General features: G+C 57.9%; 19 protein-coding genes. 7 read left to right on the forward strand and 12 right to left on the reverse strand.

Translation table 11 applies throughout. The features are described 5' to 3' along the window. Window positions 1-86: 86 nt before the first annotated feature. Entirely contained in the window at window positions 87-1550 is a 1464-nt protein-coding gene (gene thiI / locus LC059_RS09000) for a tRNA uracil 4-sulfurtransferase ThiI (RefSeq protein ID WP_226703516.1), read from the reverse strand. Between the two features lie 386 nt (window positions 1551-1936). On the opposite strand from thiI, the gene glnA reads away from it, so the two are divergent. The 6 genes from glnA to LC059_RS09030 all read left to right on the forward strand — a co-directional run bounded on the left by glnA (window position 1937) and on the right by LC059_RS09030 (window position 8504). Continuing rightward, window positions 1937-3343, forward strand: coding sequence for a glutamate--ammonia ligase (gene glnA, locus LC059_RS09005; RefSeq protein ID WP_226703517.1), 1407 nt, complete (start codon window positions 1937-1939; stop codon window positions 3341-3343). 209 nt (window positions 3344-3552) lie between these two features. After that, window positions 3553-4227 carry a DUF4124 domain-containing protein gene (locus LC059_RS09010; protein WP_226703518.1) on the forward strand — a complete coding sequence of 225 codons (675 nt, stop codon included), beginning with the start codon at window positions 3553-3555 and terminating at the stop codon, window positions 4225-4227. Between the two features lie 309 nt (window positions 4228-4536). Further along, entirely contained in the window at window positions 4537-5619 is a 1083-nt protein-coding gene (glnL, locus tag LC059_RS09015) for a nitrogen regulation protein NR(II) (protein ID WP_226703519.1), read from the forward strand. Window positions 5620-5668: 49 nt separating this feature from the next. Further along, window positions 5669-7087, forward strand: a complete 1419-nt coding sequence (glnG, locus tag LC059_RS09020) for a nitrogen regulation protein NR(I) (protein ID WP_226704110.1) — start codon at window positions 5669-5671, stop codon at window positions 7085-7087. A 151-nt stretch (window positions 7088-7238) separates the two neighbouring features. Continuing rightward, window positions 7239-7577 (forward strand): zinc ribbon domain-containing protein YjdM, encoded by a 339-nt coding sequence (locus LC059_RS09025; RefSeq protein WP_226703520.1) that lies wholly within the window; start codon window positions 7239-7241, stop codon window positions 7575-7577. A 129-nt stretch (window positions 7578-7706) separates the two neighbouring features. Further along, window positions 7707-8504, forward strand: coding sequence for a hypothetical protein (locus LC059_RS09030; protein WP_226703521.1), 798 nt, complete (start codon window positions 7707-7709; stop codon window positions 8502-8504). Between the two features lie 12 nt (window positions 8505-8516). Here LC059_RS09030 and LC059_RS09035 read toward each other — a convergent pair whose 3' ends face one another. The 11 genes from LC059_RS09035 to LC059_RS09085 form a co-directional block, all read right to left on the reverse strand. After that, the gene (locus LC059_RS09035) at window positions 8517-9065 is read right to left on the reverse strand and encodes a DUF3833 family protein (RefSeq protein WP_226703522.1); all 549 of its coding nucleotides are present in this window, start codon (window positions 9063-9065) and stop codon (window positions 8517-8519) included. Window positions 9066-9288: 223 nt separating this feature from the next. After that, a complete protein-coding gene (locus LC059_RS09040) occupies window positions 9289-10413 on the reverse strand; it encodes an AI-2E family transporter (protein ID WP_226703523.1) in 1125 nt (374 codons plus the stop codon). Between the two features lie 124 nt (window positions 10414-10537). After that, a complete protein-coding gene (locus tag LC059_RS09045; protein WP_226703524.1) occupies window positions 10538-11272 on the reverse strand; it encodes a D-Ala-D-Ala carboxypeptidase family metallohydrolase in 735 nt (244 codons plus the stop codon). Window positions 11273-11301: 29 nt separating this feature from the next. Beyond that, a complete protein-coding gene (locus LC059_RS09050) occupies window positions 11302-11982 on the reverse strand; it encodes a D-Ala-D-Ala carboxypeptidase family metallohydrolase (protein ID WP_226703525.1) in 681 nt (226 codons plus the stop codon). A 186-nt stretch (window positions 11983-12168) separates the two neighbouring features. Next, complete coding sequence (locus tag LC059_RS09055) at window positions 12169-13716, reverse strand: phosphoenolpyruvate carboxykinase (protein WP_226703526.1); 1548 nt, start codon at window positions 13714-13716, stop codon at window positions 12169-12171. A gap of 532 nt (window positions 13717-14248) precedes the next feature. After that, on the reverse strand, window positions 14249-15127 hold the full coding sequence (hslO, locus tag LC059_RS09060) for an Hsp33 family molecular chaperone HslO (protein ID WP_226703527.1): 879 nt from the start codon (window positions 15125-15127) through the stop codon (window positions 14249-14251). A 132-nt stretch (window positions 15128-15259) separates the two neighbouring features. Then, complete coding sequence (locus LC059_RS09065; protein ID WP_226703528.1) at window positions 15260-15712, reverse strand: DUF4124 domain-containing protein; 453 nt, start codon at window positions 15710-15712, stop codon at window positions 15260-15262. A gap of 37 nt (window positions 15713-15749) precedes the next feature. Continuing rightward, the gene (locus LC059_RS09070; protein WP_226703529.1) at window positions 15750-17270 is read right to left on the reverse strand and encodes a S1C family serine protease; all 1521 of its coding nucleotides are present in this window, start codon (window positions 17268-17270) and stop codon (window positions 15750-15752) included. A gap of 283 nt (window positions 17271-17553) precedes the next feature. Continuing rightward, window positions 17554-17934, reverse strand: coding sequence for an RNA-binding S4 domain-containing protein (locus LC059_RS09075; RefSeq protein WP_226703530.1), 381 nt, complete (start codon window positions 17932-17934; stop codon window positions 17554-17556). 251 nt (window positions 17935-18185) lie between these two features. Then, the gene (gene yrfG, locus LC059_RS09080; RefSeq protein ID WP_226704111.1) at window positions 18186-18848 is read right to left on the reverse strand and encodes a GMP/IMP nucleotidase; all 663 of its coding nucleotides are present in this window, start codon (window positions 18846-18848) and stop codon (window positions 18186-18188) included. 61 nt (window positions 18849-18909) lie between these two features. Next, window positions 18910-19599 (reverse strand): lysoplasmalogenase, encoded by a 690-nt coding sequence (locus LC059_RS09085; protein ID WP_226703531.1) that lies wholly within the window; start codon window positions 19597-19599, stop codon window positions 18910-18912. 143 nt (window positions 19600-19742) lie between these two features. On the opposite strand from LC059_RS09085, the gene cysK reads away from it, so the two are divergent. Beyond that, window positions 19743-20660 carry a cysteine synthase A gene (gene cysK / locus LC059_RS09090; protein ID WP_226703532.1) on the forward strand — a complete coding sequence of 306 codons (918 nt, stop codon included), beginning with the start codon at window positions 19743-19745 and terminating at the stop codon, window positions 20658-20660. Window positions 20661-20780: the final 120 nt, after the last annotated feature.

Below are 20780 nucleotides of genomic sequence, written 5' to 3' on the forward strand. Positions count from 1 at the left end.
TCTGAGAGTTGGGTTGCAGCGGTCAGGAATGGCCGCCGCAACTGGCTTTACTAACTGGCTTTTTACTAAAAAGCTTCCAGCGAAAATTACTTTTTAATTTCTGGCCGGAACACACCTACATTCCGATACCCCTCATCCAGCAGATGCGACGCATGCAGCTGGCTCATCACGCCGCGCTCGCAGTACAGCAGGTAGTGCTTTTCTTTCTCCAGCTTCTGGAACGCGGTGCTGAGACGGTAGAACGGAATGGTTTCCACTTCGACCCCGTCCAGCTCTAATGGATTTACTTCTTCCTCGGTGGGGTGGCGGATATCGATGATGGTGGCGCTGCCGGGTTCGGCCACGATGTCCACCGGCGGCGCATCTTCGCCCAGGTCCGTCATCACCTCGTCGATATTCTGCATCACCCGATTGCCGATGGCGCGGTCGAGGACGGTGAAGTCGAAACGGGTTTCCTCGTGTACGACTTTTTCCATTTTCGCGCGGGTAGTGGGTTTTACCGAAATCACACCACAGTACTCTGGCATGTTCGCGGCAAACTCTTCGGTGCCGATCTCCCGTGCGGTGCGGATGATGTCGGTTTTGTCGGAGGTGATCAGCGGGCGCAGTACCAGAGTGTCGGTGACGCTGTCGATCACCGCCAGGTTTTTCAGAGTCTGGCTGGAGACCTGGGCGATGGCCTCGCCGGTTACCACGGCGTCCACTTCCAGCTCTTTGGCCACCGCGGAGGCGGCACGTAGCATCATGCGTTTCAGAGTCACGCCCATATAGGAGTCGTCGACCTGCTCCAGAATTTCCGCCACCACCTCGTCGAAGGGTACGGTAATAAATTTGACCCGGTGGGAAGCGCCATATTTTTCCCACAGGTAGAAGGCGACTTCCTTGACCCCAAGCTCGTGCTGGCGGCCGCCCAGGTTAAAGAACAGGAAGTGGGTGCGAATACCGCGCTTCATGGTCAGATAGCTGGATACGGTGGAGTCGAAACCGCCGGATACCAGCGACAGTACTGGGTCCTGGGTGCCCAGCGGGAAGCCGCCGAGGCCCTGGTGCAATTGTTCGATCACGTTCAGTTTGTCGTGGCGGACTTCCAGCTTAACGGTGATATCCGGGTTCTTGAGCTTCACGCCGGCGGCTTTGGTATTGGTGTTCAGGCCGCCGCCTACATACTGCTCCACGTCCAGTGACTGGAAGTCGTGCTTGCCGGTGCGCTTTACGCGCACGCAGAAAGTCTTGCCCTCAAGCCTGTCGCCCCAGACCGACAGGGTTTTCTGGTACATGTCGTCCAGGTCCCCCAGGGGGAACTGCTGGACACGCGCAAAGTTGGCAATACCGGGAGTGTGCGCCAGTACCTCTTCAATGCGCTCGGAAAGATGGGATACTGCATCGGGTGCGGTAACGTCGATCTTTTCCCAGTCTTTCTGTACCTTGATGCGGTCGTCCAGTTGTCGCATCAGCTTGCGCAGGTTGTCTGCCAGCTGTCGCGACATGCGCTTGCGCACTGGGTTGCTCTTGATGGTGATTTCTGGGAAAAATTTGACGACGAAGTGCATGTGTTTGTGCCGGAACCGCGGTTGAATTTGAGGCCGGGAAATATCTGGCTAGAGCGATGTCTGGACGGAGCCAGACAGCTTCCCGGAAAAGGTGGCGAATTATAAACTCGGTATCAGCATTTTGCTTGCGGCACCATTTTGGTGCCCAGCATGACCGCTCAGCCCTAAATTGGTGCAATACAGCCTTTTGGGGCACCAAAGTTGTGACTATCGTGGAGGTGCCCCAGTAGCAAGTGACCGGAAACCGGGGCTTGCGGCCGGATTCAGCATCCCAAATACTGCCTGCAGCCAGTTTGCCCCAATTTGGCACACTCCTTGCTTCGTCTGTTGCCACAAGATAAAGCGAATTGGCGCAATACATAACTTTTCATTCTTGGAGGACTGAAATGTCAGCGAAAACGCTAGGACTGATCAAAGAGAGCGAAGCCAAATGGGTAGACCTGCGCTTCACCGATACCAAAGGTAAGGAACAACACGTTTCTCTTCCGTCCAAGGAAGTTGACGGTGAGTTCTTCGAAGAAGGCAAGATGTTTGACGGCTCTTCAATCGCCGGTTGGAAAGGCATTAACGAATCCGACATGATCCTGATGCCGGACGACGAAACCTCTTTCCTGGACCCCTTCACCGACGAAGCGACCGTAATCATTCGCTGTAACATCGTTGACCCGATCACTGGCCAGGGCTACGAGCGCGACCCGCGTTCCATCGCACTGCGCGCTGAGGAATACCTGAAGTCCACCGGTTACGGCGACACCGCACTGTTCGGTCCGGAGCCCGAGTTCTTCGTATTCGACGACATCACCTGGGGTGCCGAAATGGGCGGCGCCTTCTACAAGATCAACTCTGAAGAAGCGGCCTGGTCCTCCGGTGCCAGCTTCGCCGAAGGCAACATGGGTCACCGCCCGGGCGTCAAGGGCGGCTACTTCCCGGTTCCGCCGGTCGACTCCCTGCACGATATCCGCGCTGCCATGTGTTCTGCCATGGAAGCCATGGGCCTGGAAATCGAAGTGCACCACCACGAAGTGGGTACTGCTGGCCAGTGTGAAATCGGCGTAGGCGCCAACACCCTGACCAAGAAAGCGGACGAAGTTCAGATCCTGAAGTACGCGGTACACAACGTAGCGCACGCTTACGGCAAAACCGCCACCTTCATGCCCAAGCCGCTGGTAGGTGACAACGGTTCCGGTATGCACGTACACCAGTCCTTCAGCAAGGACGGTGTTAACCAGTTTGCTGGCGACGCTTACGCGGGTCTGTCTGAAACTGCCCTGTTCTACATTGGCGGTATCATCAAGCACGCGCGCGCCCTGAACGCGATCTGTAACTCTTCCACCAACTCTTACAAGCGTCTGGTTCCTGGCTTCGAAGCGCCGGTTATCCTGGCCTACTCTGCGCGTAACCGCTCTGCGTCCATCCGCATTCCGTTCGTGCCGAGCCCGAAAGGCAAGCGTATCGAGACCCGCTTCCCGGATCCGACCGCTAACCCGTACCTGGCCTTCGCAGCTCTGCTGATGGCTGGCCTCGACGGCGTGAAGAACAAGATCCACCCTGGCGACGCGGCCGACAAGGACCTGTACGACCTGCCGGCGGAAGAGCTGGCCGAGTACCCGACCGTTGCTTCCAGCCTGGAACAGGCTCTGGATTGCCTGGATCAGGACCGCGCATTCCTGACCGAAGGTGGTGTATTCACTGACGACGCCATCGACGCCTTCATCGACTTGAAGCGCGAAGAAGTTCAGCGTGTGAACATGACCACTCACCCGGTTGAGTTCGAGCTGTACTATTCAGTATAAAGACGCCGCAGGCGCTTCCGTTTAAAACGGAGTATCATCGGAGTGCCGCCGCCCAGCTCTTTTCATAGAGAGTGGGTGAGAACGGCGCAAAGATGACGAGAAAGCCCGCATCCTCTGGATGTGGGCTTTTTTTATGCCGGTGGTGTCGACAGGAGTACACTAGCCTTTTCTATGCAACCTCAGAAAGAACGCGAGAGGCAGGAAAGCCCATGAACAGGTGGATTGCACTATTGGCGCTGGTGTTGGCCGCGCCACTTATGGCACAGCAGGGCGCGGATACCGACGACAAGAAGTCGCATAGCTCGTCCGGCAGTGTCTACAAGATCGTCGGCCCGGATGGTCGCGTGACATTCAGCGACAGCCCGCCCGCCGGTGAGAAAGCGGAAAAGGTGGAAATAGGCCCAATTAACGTACAGCCGATTGGGCCGAAGCCACCACTACGCACCCGCAAGCTGTCCCCGGATAGCGGTAAAAAGCGGAGTGGCGACCAATACGACCAGGGGCCGGTGAATTTTGCCATTGTGAGCCCCGCAAACGATGCCACCATTCCCCCCGGCCAGCGCTTTATTGTGCTGCAGGTGGCGCTGAATCCCGTTCCCGAGGATGGCTTCGAGTTCTTTGCGGTCATTGATGGCCAGCGCTGGTCTGGTACTTCCTCCAGTACCAGCCTCGATATCTCTGCACTGGAGCGGGGTACCCACACTATTCAGGCAGTTTTACTCGGGGCGGGAGGGCGGCCACTGGCGCAATCCCAGACCATTCAGGTGCATGTAAAGCGTCCCGGCGGTCAGGTCCCGGATTTCCCTGCGGAGCAGGCGCCGCAGATGCCCAAATTGCCACAGGCACCGGGTGTCGCCAAGCCGCCCCGGCCACAGCCGCGCTGATACCATATTGAGAAGTCGACATTGTGGTGGCGCTGGGTTTGCCAGGCGTCACCCCTCATGGCCTGTTCGCTCTCTCTGTTTCTTCCCTTCGCCCTTCTGATCCTTTCCTGATTACGCCCTCTTCTGAACTGCAGGTCTGATTATTTTTTGCCCTATGCACAGTTTTGGTGCAGTATCATCGTGTGACGTTTGCCTGCGCCCCTGAAATCTGTTCCTTCGCGCCCGTGTCCTGTTTTTTGCGCCATTTTGGTTTGCTTCTTGCACTGCCATTAGGCGACCCGAAGAAATGAACGAAATCGGATCCCCTGAATGCTCAATGATCGCCAGTTACGCCTGCTTTTGGACAACCTTACCTCGGCCGTTTTGGTGCTCGATGAACATCTGTCCCTCTGCTACCTGAACTCCGCAGCGGAAGATCTGGTGGCGGCATCCAGTACCCGTTCAATCGGTCTGCCGCTGGAAGAAGTGGTGCGCGAATCCCGCTCTGCCGAGCAGGCCCTGCGTTCAGCCCTGGCTAGCGGCGAAAAGTACACCGTGCGCCGCGCCCTGTGGCTGTTGCACAACCTTGAAGAGTGCACCGTGGACTACTCGGTGACGCCGCTCACCGAACTGGGTTTACTGCTGCTCGAAGTCCAGTCCATGGACCGTCTGTTGCGCATCGCCCGTGAGGATGCATTGATCTCCGCCCAGGAGACCACCCGCAATCTGGTGCGGGGCATGGCGCACGAGGTGAAAAATCCACTAGGTGGAATTCGCGGAGCGGCACAGTTGCTGCAAAGGGAATTGAAAGACCTGACGCAGCCGGAAGGAGAGGATCTGGCGGAGTACACCCAGATCATCATTGAAGAAGCGGATCGCCTGCGCAATCTGGTGGACCGCATGCTGGGGCCGCGCCAGCCAGTGAAGTTGCTACCGGTCAACGTGCACTCGATCACCGAGCGGGTCGCGCAGCTGGTCGAGGCCGAGTGCGACGGCGCCCTGGAGATCAAGCGGGACTATGACCCGTCGATCCCGGATATTCCTGCCGATAGTGAACAGCTGATTCAGGCGGTGCTGAATATTGCGCGCAATGCCATGCAGGCCATTGCTGAAAATGTGGGTCTGGCGGAGGGCAGTTTGACCATCCGCACTCGGGTGCAGCGGCAATTCACTATCGGTCGCAGACACTGCGCACTGGTGTGTCGAATCGATATTGTGGATAACGGCCCCGGTATACCGGAAGACATCCGCGAGCGAATTTTTTACCCGATGATATCTGGGCGCGCCGAGGGCTCTGGGCTGGGGCTCTCCATTTCCCAGCACATCATCAATCAGCACCGGGGGCTCATCAAATGCGAAAGCCAGCCGGGGCAGACAGAGTTTCAAATATATCTCCCGCTGGCCAGCGACTGACGAGCGGCAGAAAAACAGAATTATTAGAACGTAATCACAGAGCCGGAAACTGACTATGAACAATCGCGTATGGATCATTGATGACGACCGCTCCATCCGCTGGGTGCTGGAGCGCGCGCTTTCCCGTGCCGGGATAGACACCACCTGCTACGAAAACGGCGATCGCGCCCTGGACGATTTTTACAGTGAATCTCCGGATGTAGTGATCAGCGATATCCGCATGCCCGGATCCGATGGTTTCAAGCTGCTGCAGCGCTTCCAGGCTGAGCGTCCGTCCCTGCCGATTATCATCATGACTGCGCACTCGGACCTCGACAGTGCGGTGGCTGCCTATCAGGGGGGCGCCTTCGAATACCTGCCAAAACCTTTTGATGTGGATGAGGCCGTTGCCGTTACCCGCCGCGCGCTGGCCCATGCCAACGAGCAGCAGCTGGAAGAGCCGGTAATCATTGAAAACGGCACCGGTAACAAGGAAATCATCGGCGAGGCGCCGGCGATGCAGGAGGTGTTCCGCGCGATTGGCCGCCTGTCCCACTCCAACATTACCGTGCTGATCAACGGTGAATCCGGCACCGGTAAAGAGCTGGTGGCAGCAGCACTGCACAACCACAGTCCGCGCAAGAACCAACCGTTTATCGCGCTCAATATGGCGGCGATTCCAAAAGACCTGATGGAATCCGAGCTGTTTGGCCATGAAAAAGGTGCGTTCACCGGTGCCAGTGCGCAGCGCGCCGGACGTTTCGAGCAGGCCAATGGCGGTACCTTATTTCTGGATGAAATCGGGGATATGCCCGCAGAGACGCAGACCCGTCTGCTGAGGGTATTGGCAGACGGGGAGTTTTATCGGGTGGGCGGCCACACCCCGGTAAAAGTCGATGTGCGTATCATTGCCGCTACTCACCAGGATCTGGAACGCTTGGTGGAAGAACACAAATTCCGCGAAGACCTGTTCCACCGCCTCAACGTTATCCGCATTCACATTCCCCGCCTCGCCGATCGCCGCGAGGACATTCCCCGGCTGGTGCGCCACTTCTTCAACAGTGCTGCCAAGGATCTGGGGGTGGAGCCCAAGATTCTGCTCAAGGAAACCGAGGAATACCTCTCTGGCCTCGACTGGCCCGGCAATGTGCGCCAACTGGAAAATACCTGCCGCTGGATTACCGTTATGGCCTCCGGCCGCGAAGTGCTGGTCGACGACTTGCCACCGGAACTTCACCATCAGGGTGCCACAAGCGAAGCGCCGCAGGACTGGCAGAAAGCCCTCCGCCTGTGGGCAGACCAGGCTCTGGCCACAGGCCAGCGAGAGATCCTCAGTGAAGCGGTTCCGGCTTTTGAGCGCGCGCTGATTGAGATCGCCCTCAAGCACACCGCTGGTCGCAAGCGCGATGCAGCGGAGCTGCTCGGCTGGGGTCGCAACACCTTGACCCGCAAGCTGAAAGAGCTGGGTATGAATGGTGGTGATGACTGACAGGCCTTTGTTGAATTCAGTTGATCGAACGGGCACCTGCGGGTGCCCGTTTTCGTCTGCGGCGGGTATAGTGCGCACTCAGCCTGACAGTGCGGATTAAAACTCTGCTTTACTGTCAGACAAACTTACAAGTTGTGGAACAAATACCCTCATGAGTGACCTGCCGAATTGCCCCCAGTGCCAATCCAGCTATACCTACGAGGATCGCGATATGTTCGTGTGCCCTGAGTGCGGTCACGAATGGTCGGGCGGCGACGCTGTCGAATCCGAGGATACGCTGAAAATTAACGACGCTAACGGCAACCCGCTGGCGGATGGCGACACCGTAACCGTTATCAAAGATCTCAAGGTAAAAGGCTCGTCGCTGGTGGTGAAAGTTGGTACCAAGGTGAAAAATATACGCCTGGTCGACGGAGACCACGATATCGACTGCAAAATTGATGGCATCGGGCCGATGAAGCTGAAATCGGAATTCGTTAAAAAGGCCTGAGAAAACGCCTGAGCCGCCAGCCATTGGCAAACAAGTCGCGCCAGCTCATTAACTAAAGCCCCTTGAGCAGACGCCTGTTGAGGAACTCGCAATCTGGTCCAGACTTAGTCATAGGTCTTGGAGCTTGCAATGTTTGCCGACGATTTCTTTCATTCCGTTCCGCTGGCGGCCATTTACATTTTTACGGTTTTTTTTGTGGTCGGCTCGCTGGCAGCGGGCCTGTGGTTTGGAAACCGCTATATACGCACGCATGCCCCGGAAAAAGAGCCATCCATTGGCAGTGCGGTAACGGCTACCCTGGGGCTGTTGGCTTTTTTGCTGGCCTTTACTTTCAATATGACCGCGGACCGGTACAACCAGCGAAAAGCGCTATTGCTGGATGAAGTCAACGCAATTCATACCGCTTACCTGCATGCGGGTTTCCTTGAGCCCGGTGCGGCACGCGAGGCGCAGAAGTTACTGATTGAATATGCAGAGCTGCGCTACTTCAATCCGCGCAAGGATGAAATCACGCCGGAGGGACTCGCCGAGAGCGTGATCATCCAGGACAAGCTCTGGTCCATGGTTGAAGAGCACGTGGCAACGAGTTATCAGGGGGCCTATTTGCGGCATTTCGTGGAGCCGATCACCGATATCATCAACTCTCACAATTCGAGAATTGTGATCGGGCTCGAGTACCGAATCCCGGGGCCAATATGGTTGACGCTATATTTCCTGACTGCGCTGGCGATGCTCACAATAGGGTTCCAGTTTGGGGTTAGCCGTGCCGGCTCCAAACAATTGGCGGTGACCCTTGCGCTTACCTTCGCTACCGTCATCCTGTTGATTGCCGATCTCGACCGGGCAACGGAAGGTGTCATCATCGTAGACCAGACCCCGATGGCAGAAATGGCGCTTATTCTGCAGGAGGCAGAAAAAAACAAGTAGCCGACCAGGTCGTTAATCGGATTGCTTGATGATGGTGAGCTGGATTTCCCCGACATTGAATCCCCATTTGCTGAGATCGGATTCGGCGATTAGAACATGGGGCGTCACCAGAACCATTTGATCATCCACATTGATATTCAGTGTGCGGCCGCGAAATGGAATTTGTAGTACGTACTGCATGAATACCGCATCCCCTACGACCGACATGGTGGATGTGCCAACAACGTCTCCCGCAGTGGCGGCGTATTGTCTTGGACCGGAAGCGGAAGGTGAGGTCGGTGTAAGCTGCCAGTTGCGGTACTGGATCTCTCCGTCGTCGAATTCAAACTTCTCCCGCAGTAAGCCCTGTCCGTTTTCCCAGCTTCCGTTCAGTTCGGCGACGAACTTGCGGGTTACCTTGCCCCCACGGTCTTTGACCACACCGTAAGCCATCATCGGGCCTGAGAAAAAATCTTCTGCAATAAATTTCGGCGTTCGATCTGCGTGGCGCTCAATGCCGGGTCCGCTGCATGCGGTATTCAGAATGGCGATAAGAAGCAGGGAAAGCAGTTGTCTGTACATGTTGTGAAGACTCTAGCAGTGAAGTTAGTTCACGGATGGATGCGAACGACCAGTTACACGTTACGAAGGTTGAGGGAGTTTGGATGAGTGTAGGTGGTGGCAAGATAGGTTCGCGGCTGAAGTCGGAGACTAACCGTGGCCCGCCGCAGCTGGCGGGCCCGAAGAACGTTTGAGTGCCCAAGGGGGTAGAGGGGGTAGGCACTCGATAGAGTGGTCCCTGGGGTCAGGCGTCTGGGGAGTTCGCAGGGCCCGACTTGTCGGGTAGCTCCAGTGGTGACTGTTCGTCGGGTGGAATGAGCGGCTCGTTTCCAGCAATAAATTCTCGCATGAAAATTTCCCAGAAGGCCATAAACAGCGCGGCCAGTAGCGGGCCAATAGCAAAACCGCTGATGCCGAACATCAGTAGGCCCCCTACTGTGGAAAACAGCACAATGTAGTCAGGCAGTTTGGTGTCGCGGCCAACCAGAATCGGACGCAGAATATTGTCCACCAGGCTGATCACTGTCACACCATAGATCATCAGCACGGTCGCTTTGACCATATCGCCGGTGGCGTAGAGATAAAGCGCCGCGGGAAACCAGATAATAGCCGCGCCCACTGCCGGCAGTAGCGACAACACTGTCATCACAACACCCCAAAGCAGCGGCGCGGGCAGCCCCAGCGCCCAGAAGATAAGTCCACCCAGAGTACCCTGTGTAACCGCGACCACCAGGTTGCCCTTGATGGTGGCACGAGTGACTTCGGCAAATTTCGCCAGCAGCAGTTTCTCCCGCTCATCGCCCAGCGGCAGCGCTCGGATCAGCAGGGCAACCAGTGAGTTCCCATCGCGAATCAGGAAGAAAGTGAGGTACAGCATCAGGCCGAGGCTGACAAAAAAGTTGAGAGTATTCTGACCGAGCGCCAGCGCATTCTTGGCGATCAGGCTGCCCGCGGTCATCAGTCCGCCGAGCAGGCGCTCCTTGAGGCCGTCGAAGTCCAGCCCTGCACGTTCGAGCGTCGCGTTAATTCCCGGGAAGGCCGAACGTACCTGCTCTACCTTGGCGCCGAGATTGATTTCACCCGATTGCACCTTCTGGTAAAGGTTAGCGACCTCGCTGATGAATGAGCTCGCCACTGCCAGCACCGGAATCACAACCACCACTATACACAGCAGTAGTGTGGCCAGCGCGGTCAGGTTGGGCCAAGAGGGGAACCGATGGTGCAGGTAGCGGTACAGGGGGTGAAAGATCAGCGCCACCGCACAGGCCCAGAAGATGGCCGTGAAAAAGGGCTTCAACAGGAAGCCGAAGGCGACGGTTACCAGCAACAGCGTAAAAATAAACGAGCGTCTTTCCAGTCTTTCCTGCACCCGGGCGTCCTTGATTGTTGTTATCGGTTGGCATCAGCGCGCTAACGCTGGCCGCCAATGCGGCCAGTTGGAGCGGCGAAAACAGCTTATCAGAACAGCGTATGAAAACAGAGTGATGCGTGGTTTACCAACGACGATAACCACAGGTATCGACGTGAAAGCGGATACCGCTGTAGATACCGAGACCCATGTTCCACTTGCGCCCGTGTTTCCTGTGGATGCGGCGCAGTTTGGGCAGTAGCTGTTTGCGCGTGTATTCGTCTTCCGGAATCATATCCAGACCACAGAAATGCATGTGTTTACTGGTGCGCGCGCCACCGGCCTTGGCGTTGTACTCTGAAGTTCGCCAACCGGACAGTACGTGTACCGGGCCAATCGCGGGAATAATGTAATCCCGCAGTACTTTGAGAGTGTCTACCATGGTCTCCCAGTTTTCTTCCGGGGGAATGGCAAACGGCGGCTCGCCTATTTTCTGCCAGTCGGTACCCTGGCGCATCAGTTCATACGACGGTACCACATCGGCCACATCATTGATTTTCAGGAAGTGTTCCAGTTTGTCGAAGTGCGCGCGGTGGTCGCCTTCGTCCAGAAATTTTTCGAAGGCGATGGCGCTGGCTGCGGTGTAGCCCTTGATTTTGTATATGAGAGGGACATCGGGATCGAGTATTTCCGGTTCCGGTACCGGTTCGATATATTCCACCGGGCTGACGATACGCTCGGCCAGCTCGCGCACTTTCTCGACGGTGAGCACCAGCAATACCAGAGAGGCGATCAGAACCAGGGCGACGATCCAAATAACCCGCCGCCGCTCGATGTGGATGTCGATAAACTCGTGGTCTTCGCTTTCCTTGATATCCATACTGCTGACTACTCAAACATCTTAAACAGTTACCAGCGGCGAAACCCGCAGGTATCCACGTGAAAGCGCACCCCGCTGTATATTCCCAGGCCCATATGGCTCTCTGGCCCCAGGCGCGCCTGCAGGTTACGCAGCTCTTCGATCAGCTCCCTGCGGCTGATATTCGAACGCGGTACCAGGTCCAGTCCGCAGAAAGTCTTGTGTTTACTCTTTTTTGAACCGCCGGCTTTGCGGTTGTAGCGGTCGGTGCGAAAGGCGGACACCACATCCACCGGGCCGATACTGGGCACCAGCTCGTCGCGGATGAGTTTCAGGGTGGCGACCATATTTGGCCAGTAGTCCTTTGGCGGGATCGCAAAGGGCGGCTCGTTGATGTCCAGCCAGTCAGATCCCTGGCGCAATAGCGTTTCCGGCTCGATGGCATCCGCCACACCCGCCTGATCCAGATAGCTCGCCAGCTGTGCGAACTCCTGGCGGTTGCTGCGATCGCGCAGGAACTGATTGAGGCTGGCATGGGTGGCCACCCGGTAGCCTTTCAGCTCGTCGTAGGGTTTTTCCAGGGCTTTGAAGTAGAGGTAGATCCACAGCAGGAGAAGTAGCAATAGCAGCAACAGAGCGACGCCCACGACGACCCACCAGTTGGTTTGCTGGTTTGGTGGTAGGTGTTCGTAGCGCCGTTTTACTCTGTTGAAAGGGTTGCCCAATGGCATGCCTACAACCTGATTGCCTTAGTTGGGTGACTGAACTGGTGTGTGGCTTAACGTCCGTTTACTCCCCCTGAATCAAGGGCTCTCTTAAGACTATAGCCAGCTGTGACGCGAGCGACGGGCACAAAAAAGGCGATCCGGAGATCGCCTTTCGGTTGCGGTGTTGCCACCACCTGGGGAGTTAGTGCATCACGCTTTGGGGCCCGCTGCCTTGATCTCGTCGCTGACGGCGAACTTCTCGATGTTGTCCGCAAAAAGCGCGGCCAGCTTGCTGGCGGCGGCGTCGTAGGCGCTGGAGTCGGCCCATGCGTCGCGCGGATTCAGGTAGGACTTGTCCACACCCGGTACTTCCACCGGAATCTCAAGGTTCATGGTCTCCAGGTGAACGGTCTCGGCATTTTCCAGGGCGCCGCTCTGGATGGCTGCAACCACCGCACGGGTTACCGGAATCGGGAAGCGCTTGCCCTTCTCGCCAGAGCCGCCGGTCCAGCCGGTGTTTACCAGGTACACCTTGGAGCCGAAGTCCTCGATTCGCTTCATCAGCAGGTCGGCGTATTCACGCGGTGCGCGCGGCATGAACGGTGCGCCGAAGCAGGTAGAGAAGGTGGGGTGAATGCCCGCCTCTGCGCCCAGCTCGGTGGAGCCCACACGTGCGGTGTAACCGGACAGGAAGTGGTAAGCCGCCGCTTCCTTGGACAGTACGGATACCGGGGGAAGTACACCGGTAACGTCACAGGTCAGGAAGATCACGTTCTTCGGTTCGCCGGCGCGGTTTTCCAACTGGCGCATTTCCACGTGCTCCAGCGGGTAGGAGCAGCGGCCGTTTTCGGTCAGGCTGGTGTCGTCGTAGTCCGGTACACCTGCGTCGTCGGTCACCACGTTTTCAACAATGGCGCCGAAGCGGATTGCGTCCCAGATTACCGGTTCGTTCTTCTGGCTCAGGTTGATGGTCTTGGCATAGCAGCCACCTTCCATATTGAACACGCCGCCCTTGGCCCAGCCGTGCTCGTCGTCGCCGATCAGGTAGCGCTCCGGGTCCGCGGACAGGGTGGTCTTGCCGGTGCCGGACAGGCCGAAGAACAGGCACACATCGCCGTCTTCGCCCACGTTGGCCGCGCAGTGCATCGGCATCACGTCTTTTTCCGGCAGCAGGAAGTTCTGTACAGAGAACATGGCCTTCTTCATTTCACCGGCGTAGCGCATGCCAGCCAGCAGCACTTTGCGCTGGGCAAAGTTGATGATCACGCAGCCCTCGGAATTGGTGCCGTCGCGGGACGGGTCACACTCGAAGTTGGCCGCGTGCAGAATGCGCCACTCCTCCTTGCCCTTGGGGTTGTACTTTTCCGCGCGAATAAACATGTTGCGACCGAACAGGTTGTGCCAGGCGGTCTGGGTGGTGACTTTCACGGGGATATAGTGGTCTTCGTCCTGGCCAACGTGCAGCTGTTGAACGAAGCTGTCGTGACTGGCAACGAAGTCTTCGACGCGCGCCCACAGGGCGTCAAACTTCTCGGCGGGGAATGCGCGGTTCACACTGCCCCACTCGATGCTGTCGGAAGTGGAAGGCTCTTCAACCACAAAACGGTCTGCCGGAGAGCGGCCAGTGCGGGCGCCGGTCACAGCCAGCAGTGCACCAGTGTGGGTGAGATGGCCTTCGCCGCGCTGCAGCGCCTGCTCGACCAGTTGAGCTGCTGAAAGGTTGGAGAACGCCTGCACCGTCTCGTTTTGCTGTGCCATTCGCTTATTACCCATGAAAGTTGTATCACTGAAATAAATAGTAGGGGGTGCCGCCCATTCTCGCGACATGCTCCCGCGAGCAAATCCGCGACCAGGCAGGCTGGCGCGCGCATTATGGCAAACTTCAAATTCTGTTCACAGGAAAAACTGTATAATTTTTGAGCTAAAAAGGCGTTATCAGGGAAAAAAATCGCGAAAATTCATTCAAAATAGTGATGTAGTTTTTTTACTTCATAATTTCGGGGAATATTGGGTGTCCTGTAGTTTTTACTACACTCAACGCCGGTTGGTGTGGGGGTGCGTTGAGGAATGAAATTGGGCAGGTCGGAAACGAAAAACGCGCCCTTGTGGCGCGTTCCGAGGAGTAAAGATTCGTTGCCGTTCGGGCGAAGGCGAGGATGCCGGGTAAACCTTTGTGAGACCTTCCGCGAGAGGGACCTCGCGGAAGAGCCCCATGGATGGGTTGAGGGGGGGCGCCTAGCTCGTGTCTCACACAGGTTTACCCGGTAGCGTCGCCGCCACAAAATTTAATTCAGTGCAGCGTATGCGGCGGCGCGTTGAACAGCTCTTCGATCTTGTCGCGGTCAAAGTGGTAGGTGCGGTTGCAGAACTGGCAGTCCGCGGTGATCTCGCCGCCCTGCTCCTCCAGCAACTGATATACCTCTTCCGGCCCCATGGCGATCAGCGCACGGGCGCTGCGCTCTGCCGAGCAGCTGCACTTGAAGCGGATATTCGCAGTGCCAAGGCTCGCCGGCTCCATCTGGTGGAACAGGCGCACCAGCAGCTCGTCGTGGGGCAGATTGTGCAGCTCCTCGGCGGTCACCGTAGAGGCAAGGTGGACCCCGGTCTCCCAGGCGTCTTTGTTCTCCACCTCGGTGGCGGCGTTATTACCGGGCAGTACCTGCAGCATGATGCCGCCCACAGTGTCTGCGCTGGACTCGATCCAGAAGCGGGTCTGTAATTGTTCAGACTGGGTAAAGTAGTCCTCCAGGCATTCCGCCAGGGTGTCTTTCTCCAGTGGCACTATGCCCTGGTAGCGCTCGCCCTCCTGCGGATCCACGGTAATCACCAGTGCGCCGCGCTCGCCCACCAGCTCGCGCAGGGTAGCGCCTTCCTTGATCTCCGCGCCCTCTGCCACGCGTGCCAGTCCGCGCACATCGCTGTGGTGGGTACACTCGGCGACCAGCAGCGGCACATCGCCCTCGCCCCGGGCCTGAAGCATCAGGATGCCTTCAAACTTGAGCGTGGTGGAGAGCAGGCAGGCGGCGGCGAGGAATTCTCCCAGCAGTTGCTTGACCGGTAGTGGCAGTGGATTGTGCTCCAGCACCTCTCGGTAGGCATCGGTAAGCGTGACCAGCTGGCCACGAATATCGTGCTTGGAGAAGATGAAGCGTTCCAACTGATCCGACATGAGAGAGTGCCTCGCAGAAAAATTTGGGGGGCGATTCTAGTGCCTGTCGCGCCCAAATACGATGGCCTTATAGGATAGCGACAGTCGGGGTGGGATGGTCGAGGGCTTCGTTGGGCCCTCCGGTTGGACCCATTAGCCGCAATACTGGCGTATCTGCGCCTCCAGCTTGCGCGCTTCGACCACACGCTGCCGCTCACTGATGGTGGATTCATTGCCCTGCTCATCCACAAAGTACACCGGGCCCTTGAGGATACTGAGCTGCTTGCGCGCCTGCGCACAGGCAGCTTGCTGTTGGCGGCGGGCTTTCGACTGCTCGGACTGCATGCGCGCGGCGTAGTCACGCTCGAGCTGATCGGCGCGGCGGCTGTCGGGAAAATTCTGCTTGCGGGTGGGGTCGGCGCTGTTGATCGGTTTCAGCTGCCCTTCCAGCGATTCTGCTTTGGCCTCCACTGGCGGCCGGTCACCAAAGTGCACCTTGCCGTCCGCGTCTACCCAGCGGTACAGCTCGCCTGCGCTGGCATTGACTGCCAGCAGGGCGCAGCCCAGAAAGCCGATAGAGCCCAGTGCGATCAGTTGCTTCAACATCCCTGTTTCCCCCAATGAAAACTTTTGTGCTGCGGGATTACTGCACTTGTCCCAACTCTTCTGGCGCTTCGCGTTCGGCCAGGGTACTGAACAGCCCCTGGGAGTGGCGCTCGGGAATCTGGTATGTCTGCAGGATAAACGGCTGTTGTTCACCAGCTGCGGAGGAATCGAGCACCATGCGGTAGCCGGCGCTGTCTTTCAGTTCCACAAAGCCCTGCTGGGATGCTTCCATCAGCTGTGCAAACTGCTGGAAGTCCTGAATTTTTTCGCCGTTAACCGACTCGATGATCCAGTTTTTCCAGTCGTGATAGCCGAGGTTAACCGGCGCCGGCAATACCTTGAGTGCAACAACCAGTTCATGCTGGTCGGGACTGGACCACTGGTTGCGCGCGTAGAGATACTCGATGGGCGCCTTGGAGTGCCAGTTGCTGCCCCAACGCTTGATCAGGTTCATGTTCAGCGGCACAAATACCACGCCGCCGTAGATGTAATAGCGAGGGCGCTGGTCGAACTTTTCCCCCTGTACCAGTGAGCGCGAGGGCGGAGTTGCCTCGAGAGTGATTTCCGCATCCAGGATCTCACCCGCGCGGGCGATGCGCACCGGCAGCTTGTCGCCCACGTGGTACTTGTCCACCGCATAGTGGTAGTTGGTGCGCTGGTTTTCGCGCCACTCGATGGTGCGGTCCGCGGCGATATCAAAACCGTCAACCTGCAGCAGCACGTCGCCGGGCTCCAGCACCTGTGCCGCCGGAGAGTCCTCAAATACCCGCACCACCAGCGCGCCTTCTTGATCTTCGGTGAGACCGGCGGCGGCTTTCATCGCCGGGCTCTCCAGGCTCTGGGTTACCGCGCCAAACTCGGGGAAGCCCTGGTGCACGCCGTCTTTGGCGTCTTCGAGCACGTGGTTGATCACACTGGGCGGCACAAAATAGCCGAGGTTCTCCGCACCCTTGCTGTGGTTGGTTTGCATGGCGACACCGACGATACGCCCGTCAGAGATCACCGGCCCGCCGCTATTACCGGGGTTGATCGCGGCATCAATCTGCCCGGCCATCAGGTAGCTCTCGGCGTGTGCGTAGTATTGGTGCTCCACGCGGGACAATACGCCACGGGTAATCGAAAGAGACTTGCCGCCGATGGGGTAGCCATAAACGGTCACTTCCTCCTGCAGGTCCGGCAGTTCGCCGAGCGCCAGCGGGCGGGTGTCTTCGAAGAAGCTCTCATCGTCGACGGTCAGCAGGGCCAGGTCGGCGTCGTGGGATACAAATTTGACCCGCGCACGAAACTTCTGTGCGTCGCCGTGGCGCTGTACCTGGATAAAGCTGCCATTGGCGATCACATGGGCGTTGGTGAGGATTTGCTGACCTTTGATCACGGCGCCGGAGCCGGACAGTTGCTGGGCATTGAGCAGGGCCCAGGGATTGAAGTAGTCGGGGGCGGCGGCGGTGGTGTAGATCTTGATGATCGAGCGCTTGAGCTGCTCACGTTCCCGGTTGTCGGCACTGGCGGCCTGGGAGAAACAGAGAATCAGCAGGCAGAGAGTCAGCAGGTGTTTCATCGCGGCTTCTTGGTTATTCGTTAGTTTGGGGCAGTTTAGCACTTTGGCGGCTTTGTGCTCTGTGGTTCGAGCGGCTCTGATTGACCCGCCGTGGCGGCCGGGCACCGGGTGGCCCTTTTCAGGACCGCTGTAGACCCATCCCTGGGCGCTGCGGCGGCGACGTCCCTGTCGCCGACGCTCCTGAAAAGGGCCACCCGGTACCCAGCCTTAGCGCTGCAGTTCTTTGCTCCGTAGCTTCGGAGGCTCGAACCGGGTCCGGCTTTTGTGGGGTGGAAAGATTGAGTCAGTCCTGCGATTCCCGCAGGAAGCGATGAATCTGCCGCCGCTGCTTTTTGTTGGGGCGCTCGTGCGAAATGTTCGCATTGTTGGCTTTGCGATCGGCCGCAAACTGTTCCCGTTTAGCAATGCTGTCTTCCGTTTCCCGGTACAGCGTCTGCGCAATATCCGCGCCGCGGCGCTGGTCGGAGAGTGCGATTACTTCCACCACTTTTTCATCCCAGCCTTGGCGAATGGTCAGCTGGGCGCCGGTTGTGATTTCTTTGCTGGCTTTTACTCGCTGGCCTTCCGCATGCACCTTGCCGCCCTCGATTGCTTGCTTGGCAATACTGCGGGTTTTGAAGAAGCGTGCGGCCCAGAGCCATTTGTCGATACGTACTTTTTCCATCAAAACTCTACATCAATGATGAATTTGAAAAGACCCGAGGACTGATTCAAGTCGGTTCGAAGTGCATGAGTTGAAGCGAAGGTCGGGCGCTGGGTGGCGCTTTTCAGGAGCGTCGGCGACAGGGCCGAAGGCGCCGCGTTGAAGCGGCTGGGCCACGTCGCCGCCGCAGCGCCCAGGGATGGGTCTACAGCGGTCCTGAAAAGCGCCACCCAGTGCCCGGCCGCCACAACTGGGTAAAACGTAAGCCTGGGCTACGAGTTGCGGGCCCCCACAATCTCGTCAAAATCAAAAATCGCCGGAAACTCGGTAATCTCCCGCGCGGGGTTTTTGCTGTCCGGCTGGCGGATACACAGCAGGTGTTCGATACCGTATTCCCGCGCGGCGCCCAGTACATGCAGGTTGTCGTCCACAAACAGGGTGCGGGATGGATCGAAAGGCTGGCGTTCCTGTAGTGAGTGCCAGAACAGTGTACTTTCCTTCGCGTGCCCCAGATCGTGGGAAGAAATGATTTCATCCAGCCACTGATCGATACCGGTGATCTCCAGCTTGTGGCTCAGGCCATCCGGGTGTGCGTTGGTCACCAGCAGCGCGCGCTTGTCCATCTCGCGCAGGCTGCGCAGGAAATTGTCTGTATGCGGACGCAGCGCAATGCGATCCTCGATTTCCCGGTAAATCGCCTGCACATCCAGCTTCAGCACATCCGACCAGTAGTGCAGGCAGTACCAGTCCAGAGTGCCGCGCAACTCGTCAGTCATGCGGATAACCAGCGCCTGCGCCTCCGCCACCGGAATACCGTTGGCCTCCGCATAGCGCCGCGGCAGGTGCTCCATCCAGAAATGATTGTCGTAATGCAGATCCAGCAGGGTGCCGTCCATATCCAGCAGCACCGTATCGATCCGGCTCCAGTCCAGCATAAATCTATCCACTTACCTGCCCCGGGGGCGGCTGTACAAAAAAACGCCGGTCATTATGCCCCTAAGCCCAGCGGTCCGCCAAATCTGCGCGGATCAGGCCGGTCACCAGCAGGGCCTGGGCCCCGTAATAAGTCAGCATGATCCAGGTGCCTGCCATCGGGACCGGATCCACGAAGCGGTTGATGGCAATCAGCGCATCGGAAACCATGAATGTCACCGCGCCCGCGAACAGCAATGAGGAGCCACTGCGGTGGGCCGCCGCCGACAGCGCCATAAACACGATTGCGATAATGTAGAACACCACCGGCAGCGCCAGCTCACCAGCGCCGGGGAGTACCTGTCGGGCCAGCAACAGCGCCGCCAGTACGATGGCCACCCCGCGGAGTGCGAAGCGTCGGCTGCCAAACTCCGTTGCGCGCAGGAAGTTGCCCGCGTAGGTCAGCTGGGCCAGCAGGAAGGCGCCCAGGCCAAAGACAAAGTGGTTGTGGAACGGGATGGCCAGCAGTACATCGCCAGTAGCGGAAAAACCCAGTGCCGTGAATGCCAGGGTGCGACTGACTCCGTTGAGATGCCTGGCCGCGAGCCAAATCAGGGAGAGGATCGGTACGATCTTAAGTCCGGCCATCCATGAAGCGTCTACTCCCGAGGCATCCAGCGCCATATACAGCGCACTGCCCACCAGAAACAGAGCGCCAGGGGGGGTAATCATCGAAGTTACCGCAGGCTGAGCGGTCATCGCTGTCTCGGACATGGTCATCTCCAGTTTCTTTCTTTATTTTGTCTTTTTTTATCTTTGCAAATCTTGCGAGTATTCTTGCGCGAGTATTCGACAAAGCGGCTGGCGGTTCAATCCACTAGTGCGCGATATCACAACATCACCTCACGGAGCGACAGATGAAGGCCAACAATATTCTCGAAACCATCGGCAACACCCCCCACGTAAAACTGAACAACCTGTTCCGGGATGATATCGAAGTGTGGATGAAGGTAGAGCGCTTCAATCCCGGCAGCAGTATCAAGGACCGGATTGCTCTGGGCATGATCGAGGATGCGGAAAAAAGTGGCGCACTGAAGCCCGGCGGGGTGATTGTCGAGCCCACCTCCGGCAATACCGGTATCGGTCTCGCCATGGTGGCCGCAGTAAAGGGATACCGGTTGATCCTCACCATGCCGGAATCCATGTCTGTCGAGCGCCGCAAGATTATGAAAGCCCTGGGCGCTGAGTTGGTGCTCACTCCCAAGGAGAACGGTATGCCCGGGGCCATCGCCAAGGCCGAGGAAATCCTCGCTGAACACGACAACAGCTGGATGCCGCAGCAGTTTACCAATCCCGCCAACGTCACCGCGCACAAAAATACCACCGCCAGGGAGATTCTTGCCGACTTCCCCGATGGGCTGGACTACCTGATCACCGGTGTCGGTACCGGCGGCCATATCACCGGCTGCGGTGAGGTGATGAAAGAAACCATGAAAGATCTCAAGGTGTTCGCCGTGGAGCCGGAGAAATCCCAGGTCATTGCCGGCAAGGAAAAAGGGATGCACCGGTTACAGGGGATCGGCGCCGGCTTTGTGCCGGAAGTGCTGAATAAAGAGATGCTCGACGGCACCATTCCGGTTAGCGAAGAAGACAGCTTTGAGATGGCGCGTCAGTGCGCGCTGAAGGAAGGCATTTTTGTGGGCATCTCCTCCGGTGCATCCCTCGCCGCGCTCAAGCAGCGGGAGCAGGAGTTGGCGCCGGGCAGCCGCGTACTGGTGTTCAGCTACGATACCGGCGAACGCTATCTGTCCATCGACGACCTGTTCAGCGCCTGATCGAACTCTGGGTGGGGGGGTGGCCGCAGCGGCAGGATCAAACCACAAATCCTGCCGCGGCCGCGTATAATCTCCCGCTTCAGACATATCAGAACACTTCTCAGAGTCACAATAGGGGGA

This window comes from Microbulbifer elongatus (genome assembly GCF_020524885.1).
Lineage (GTDB): Bacteria > Pseudomonadota > Gammaproteobacteria > Pseudomonadales > Cellvibrionaceae > Microbulbifer > Microbulbifer elongatus_A.

Excerpts from the sequence above, each read along its gene's own strand:
- LC059_RS09045 (WP_226703524.1), bottom strand. The coding sequence starts at position 11,272 with ATGGATATCAAGGAAAGCGAAGACCACGAGTTTATCGACATCCACATC.
- LC059_RS09035 (WP_226703522.1), bottom strand. The coding sequence starts at position 9,065 with ATGTACAGACAACTGCTTTCCCTGCTTCTTATCGCCATTCTGAATACC.
- yrfG (WP_226704111.1), bottom strand. The coding sequence starts at position 18,848 with ATGCTGGACTGGAGCCGGATCGATACGGTGCTGCTGGATATGGACGGC.
- LC059_RS09065 (WP_226703528.1), bottom strand. The coding sequence starts at position 15,712 with ATGTTGAAGCAACTGATCGCACTGGGCTCTATCGGCTTTCTGGGCTGC.
- LC059_RS09085 (WP_226703531.1), bottom strand. The coding sequence starts at position 19,599 with ATGTCCGAGACAGCGATGACCGCTCAGCCTGCGGTAACTTCGATGATT.
- LC059_RS09010 (WP_226703518.1), top strand. The coding sequence starts at position 3,553 with ATGAACAGGTGGATTGCACTATTGGCGCTGGTGTTGGCCGCGCCACTT.
- glnA (WP_226703517.1), top strand. The coding sequence starts at position 1,937 with ATGTCAGCGAAAACGCTAGGACTGATCAAAGAGAGCGAAGCCAAATGG.
- thiI (WP_226703516.1), bottom strand. The coding sequence starts at position 1,550 with ATGCACTTCGTCGTCAAATTTTTCCCAGAAATCACCATCAAGAGCAAC.
- cysK (WP_226703532.1), top strand. The coding sequence starts at position 19,743 with ATGAAGGCCAACAATATTCTCGAAACCATCGGCAACACCCCCCACGTA.
- LC059_RS09050 (WP_226703525.1), bottom strand. The coding sequence starts at position 11,982 with ATGCCATTGGGCAACCCTTTCAACAGAGTAAAACGGCGCTACGAACAC.
- glnL (WP_226703519.1), top strand. The coding sequence starts at position 4,537 with ATGCTCAATGATCGCCAGTTACGCCTGCTTTTGGACAACCTTACCTCG.
- LC059_RS09070 (WP_226703529.1), bottom strand. The coding sequence starts at position 17,270 with ATGAAACACCTGCTGACTCTCTGCCTGCTGATTCTCTGTTTCTCCCAG.
- LC059_RS09075 (WP_226703530.1), bottom strand. The coding sequence starts at position 17,934 with ATGGAAAAAGTACGTATCGACAAATGGCTCTGGGCCGCACGCTTCTTC.
- LC059_RS09030 (WP_226703521.1), top strand. The coding sequence starts at position 7,707 with ATGTTTGCCGACGATTTCTTTCATTCCGTTCCGCTGGCGGCCATTTAC.
- LC059_RS09025 (WP_226703520.1), top strand. The coding sequence starts at position 7,239 with ATGAGTGACCTGCCGAATTGCCCCCAGTGCCAATCCAGCTATACCTAC.
- hslO (WP_226703527.1), bottom strand. The coding sequence starts at position 15,127 with ATGTCGGATCAGTTGGAACGCTTCATCTTCTCCAAGCACGATATTCGT.
- LC059_RS09055 (WP_226703526.1), bottom strand. The coding sequence starts at position 13,716 with ATGGCACAGCAAAACGAGACGGTGCAGGCGTTCTCCAACCTTTCAGCA.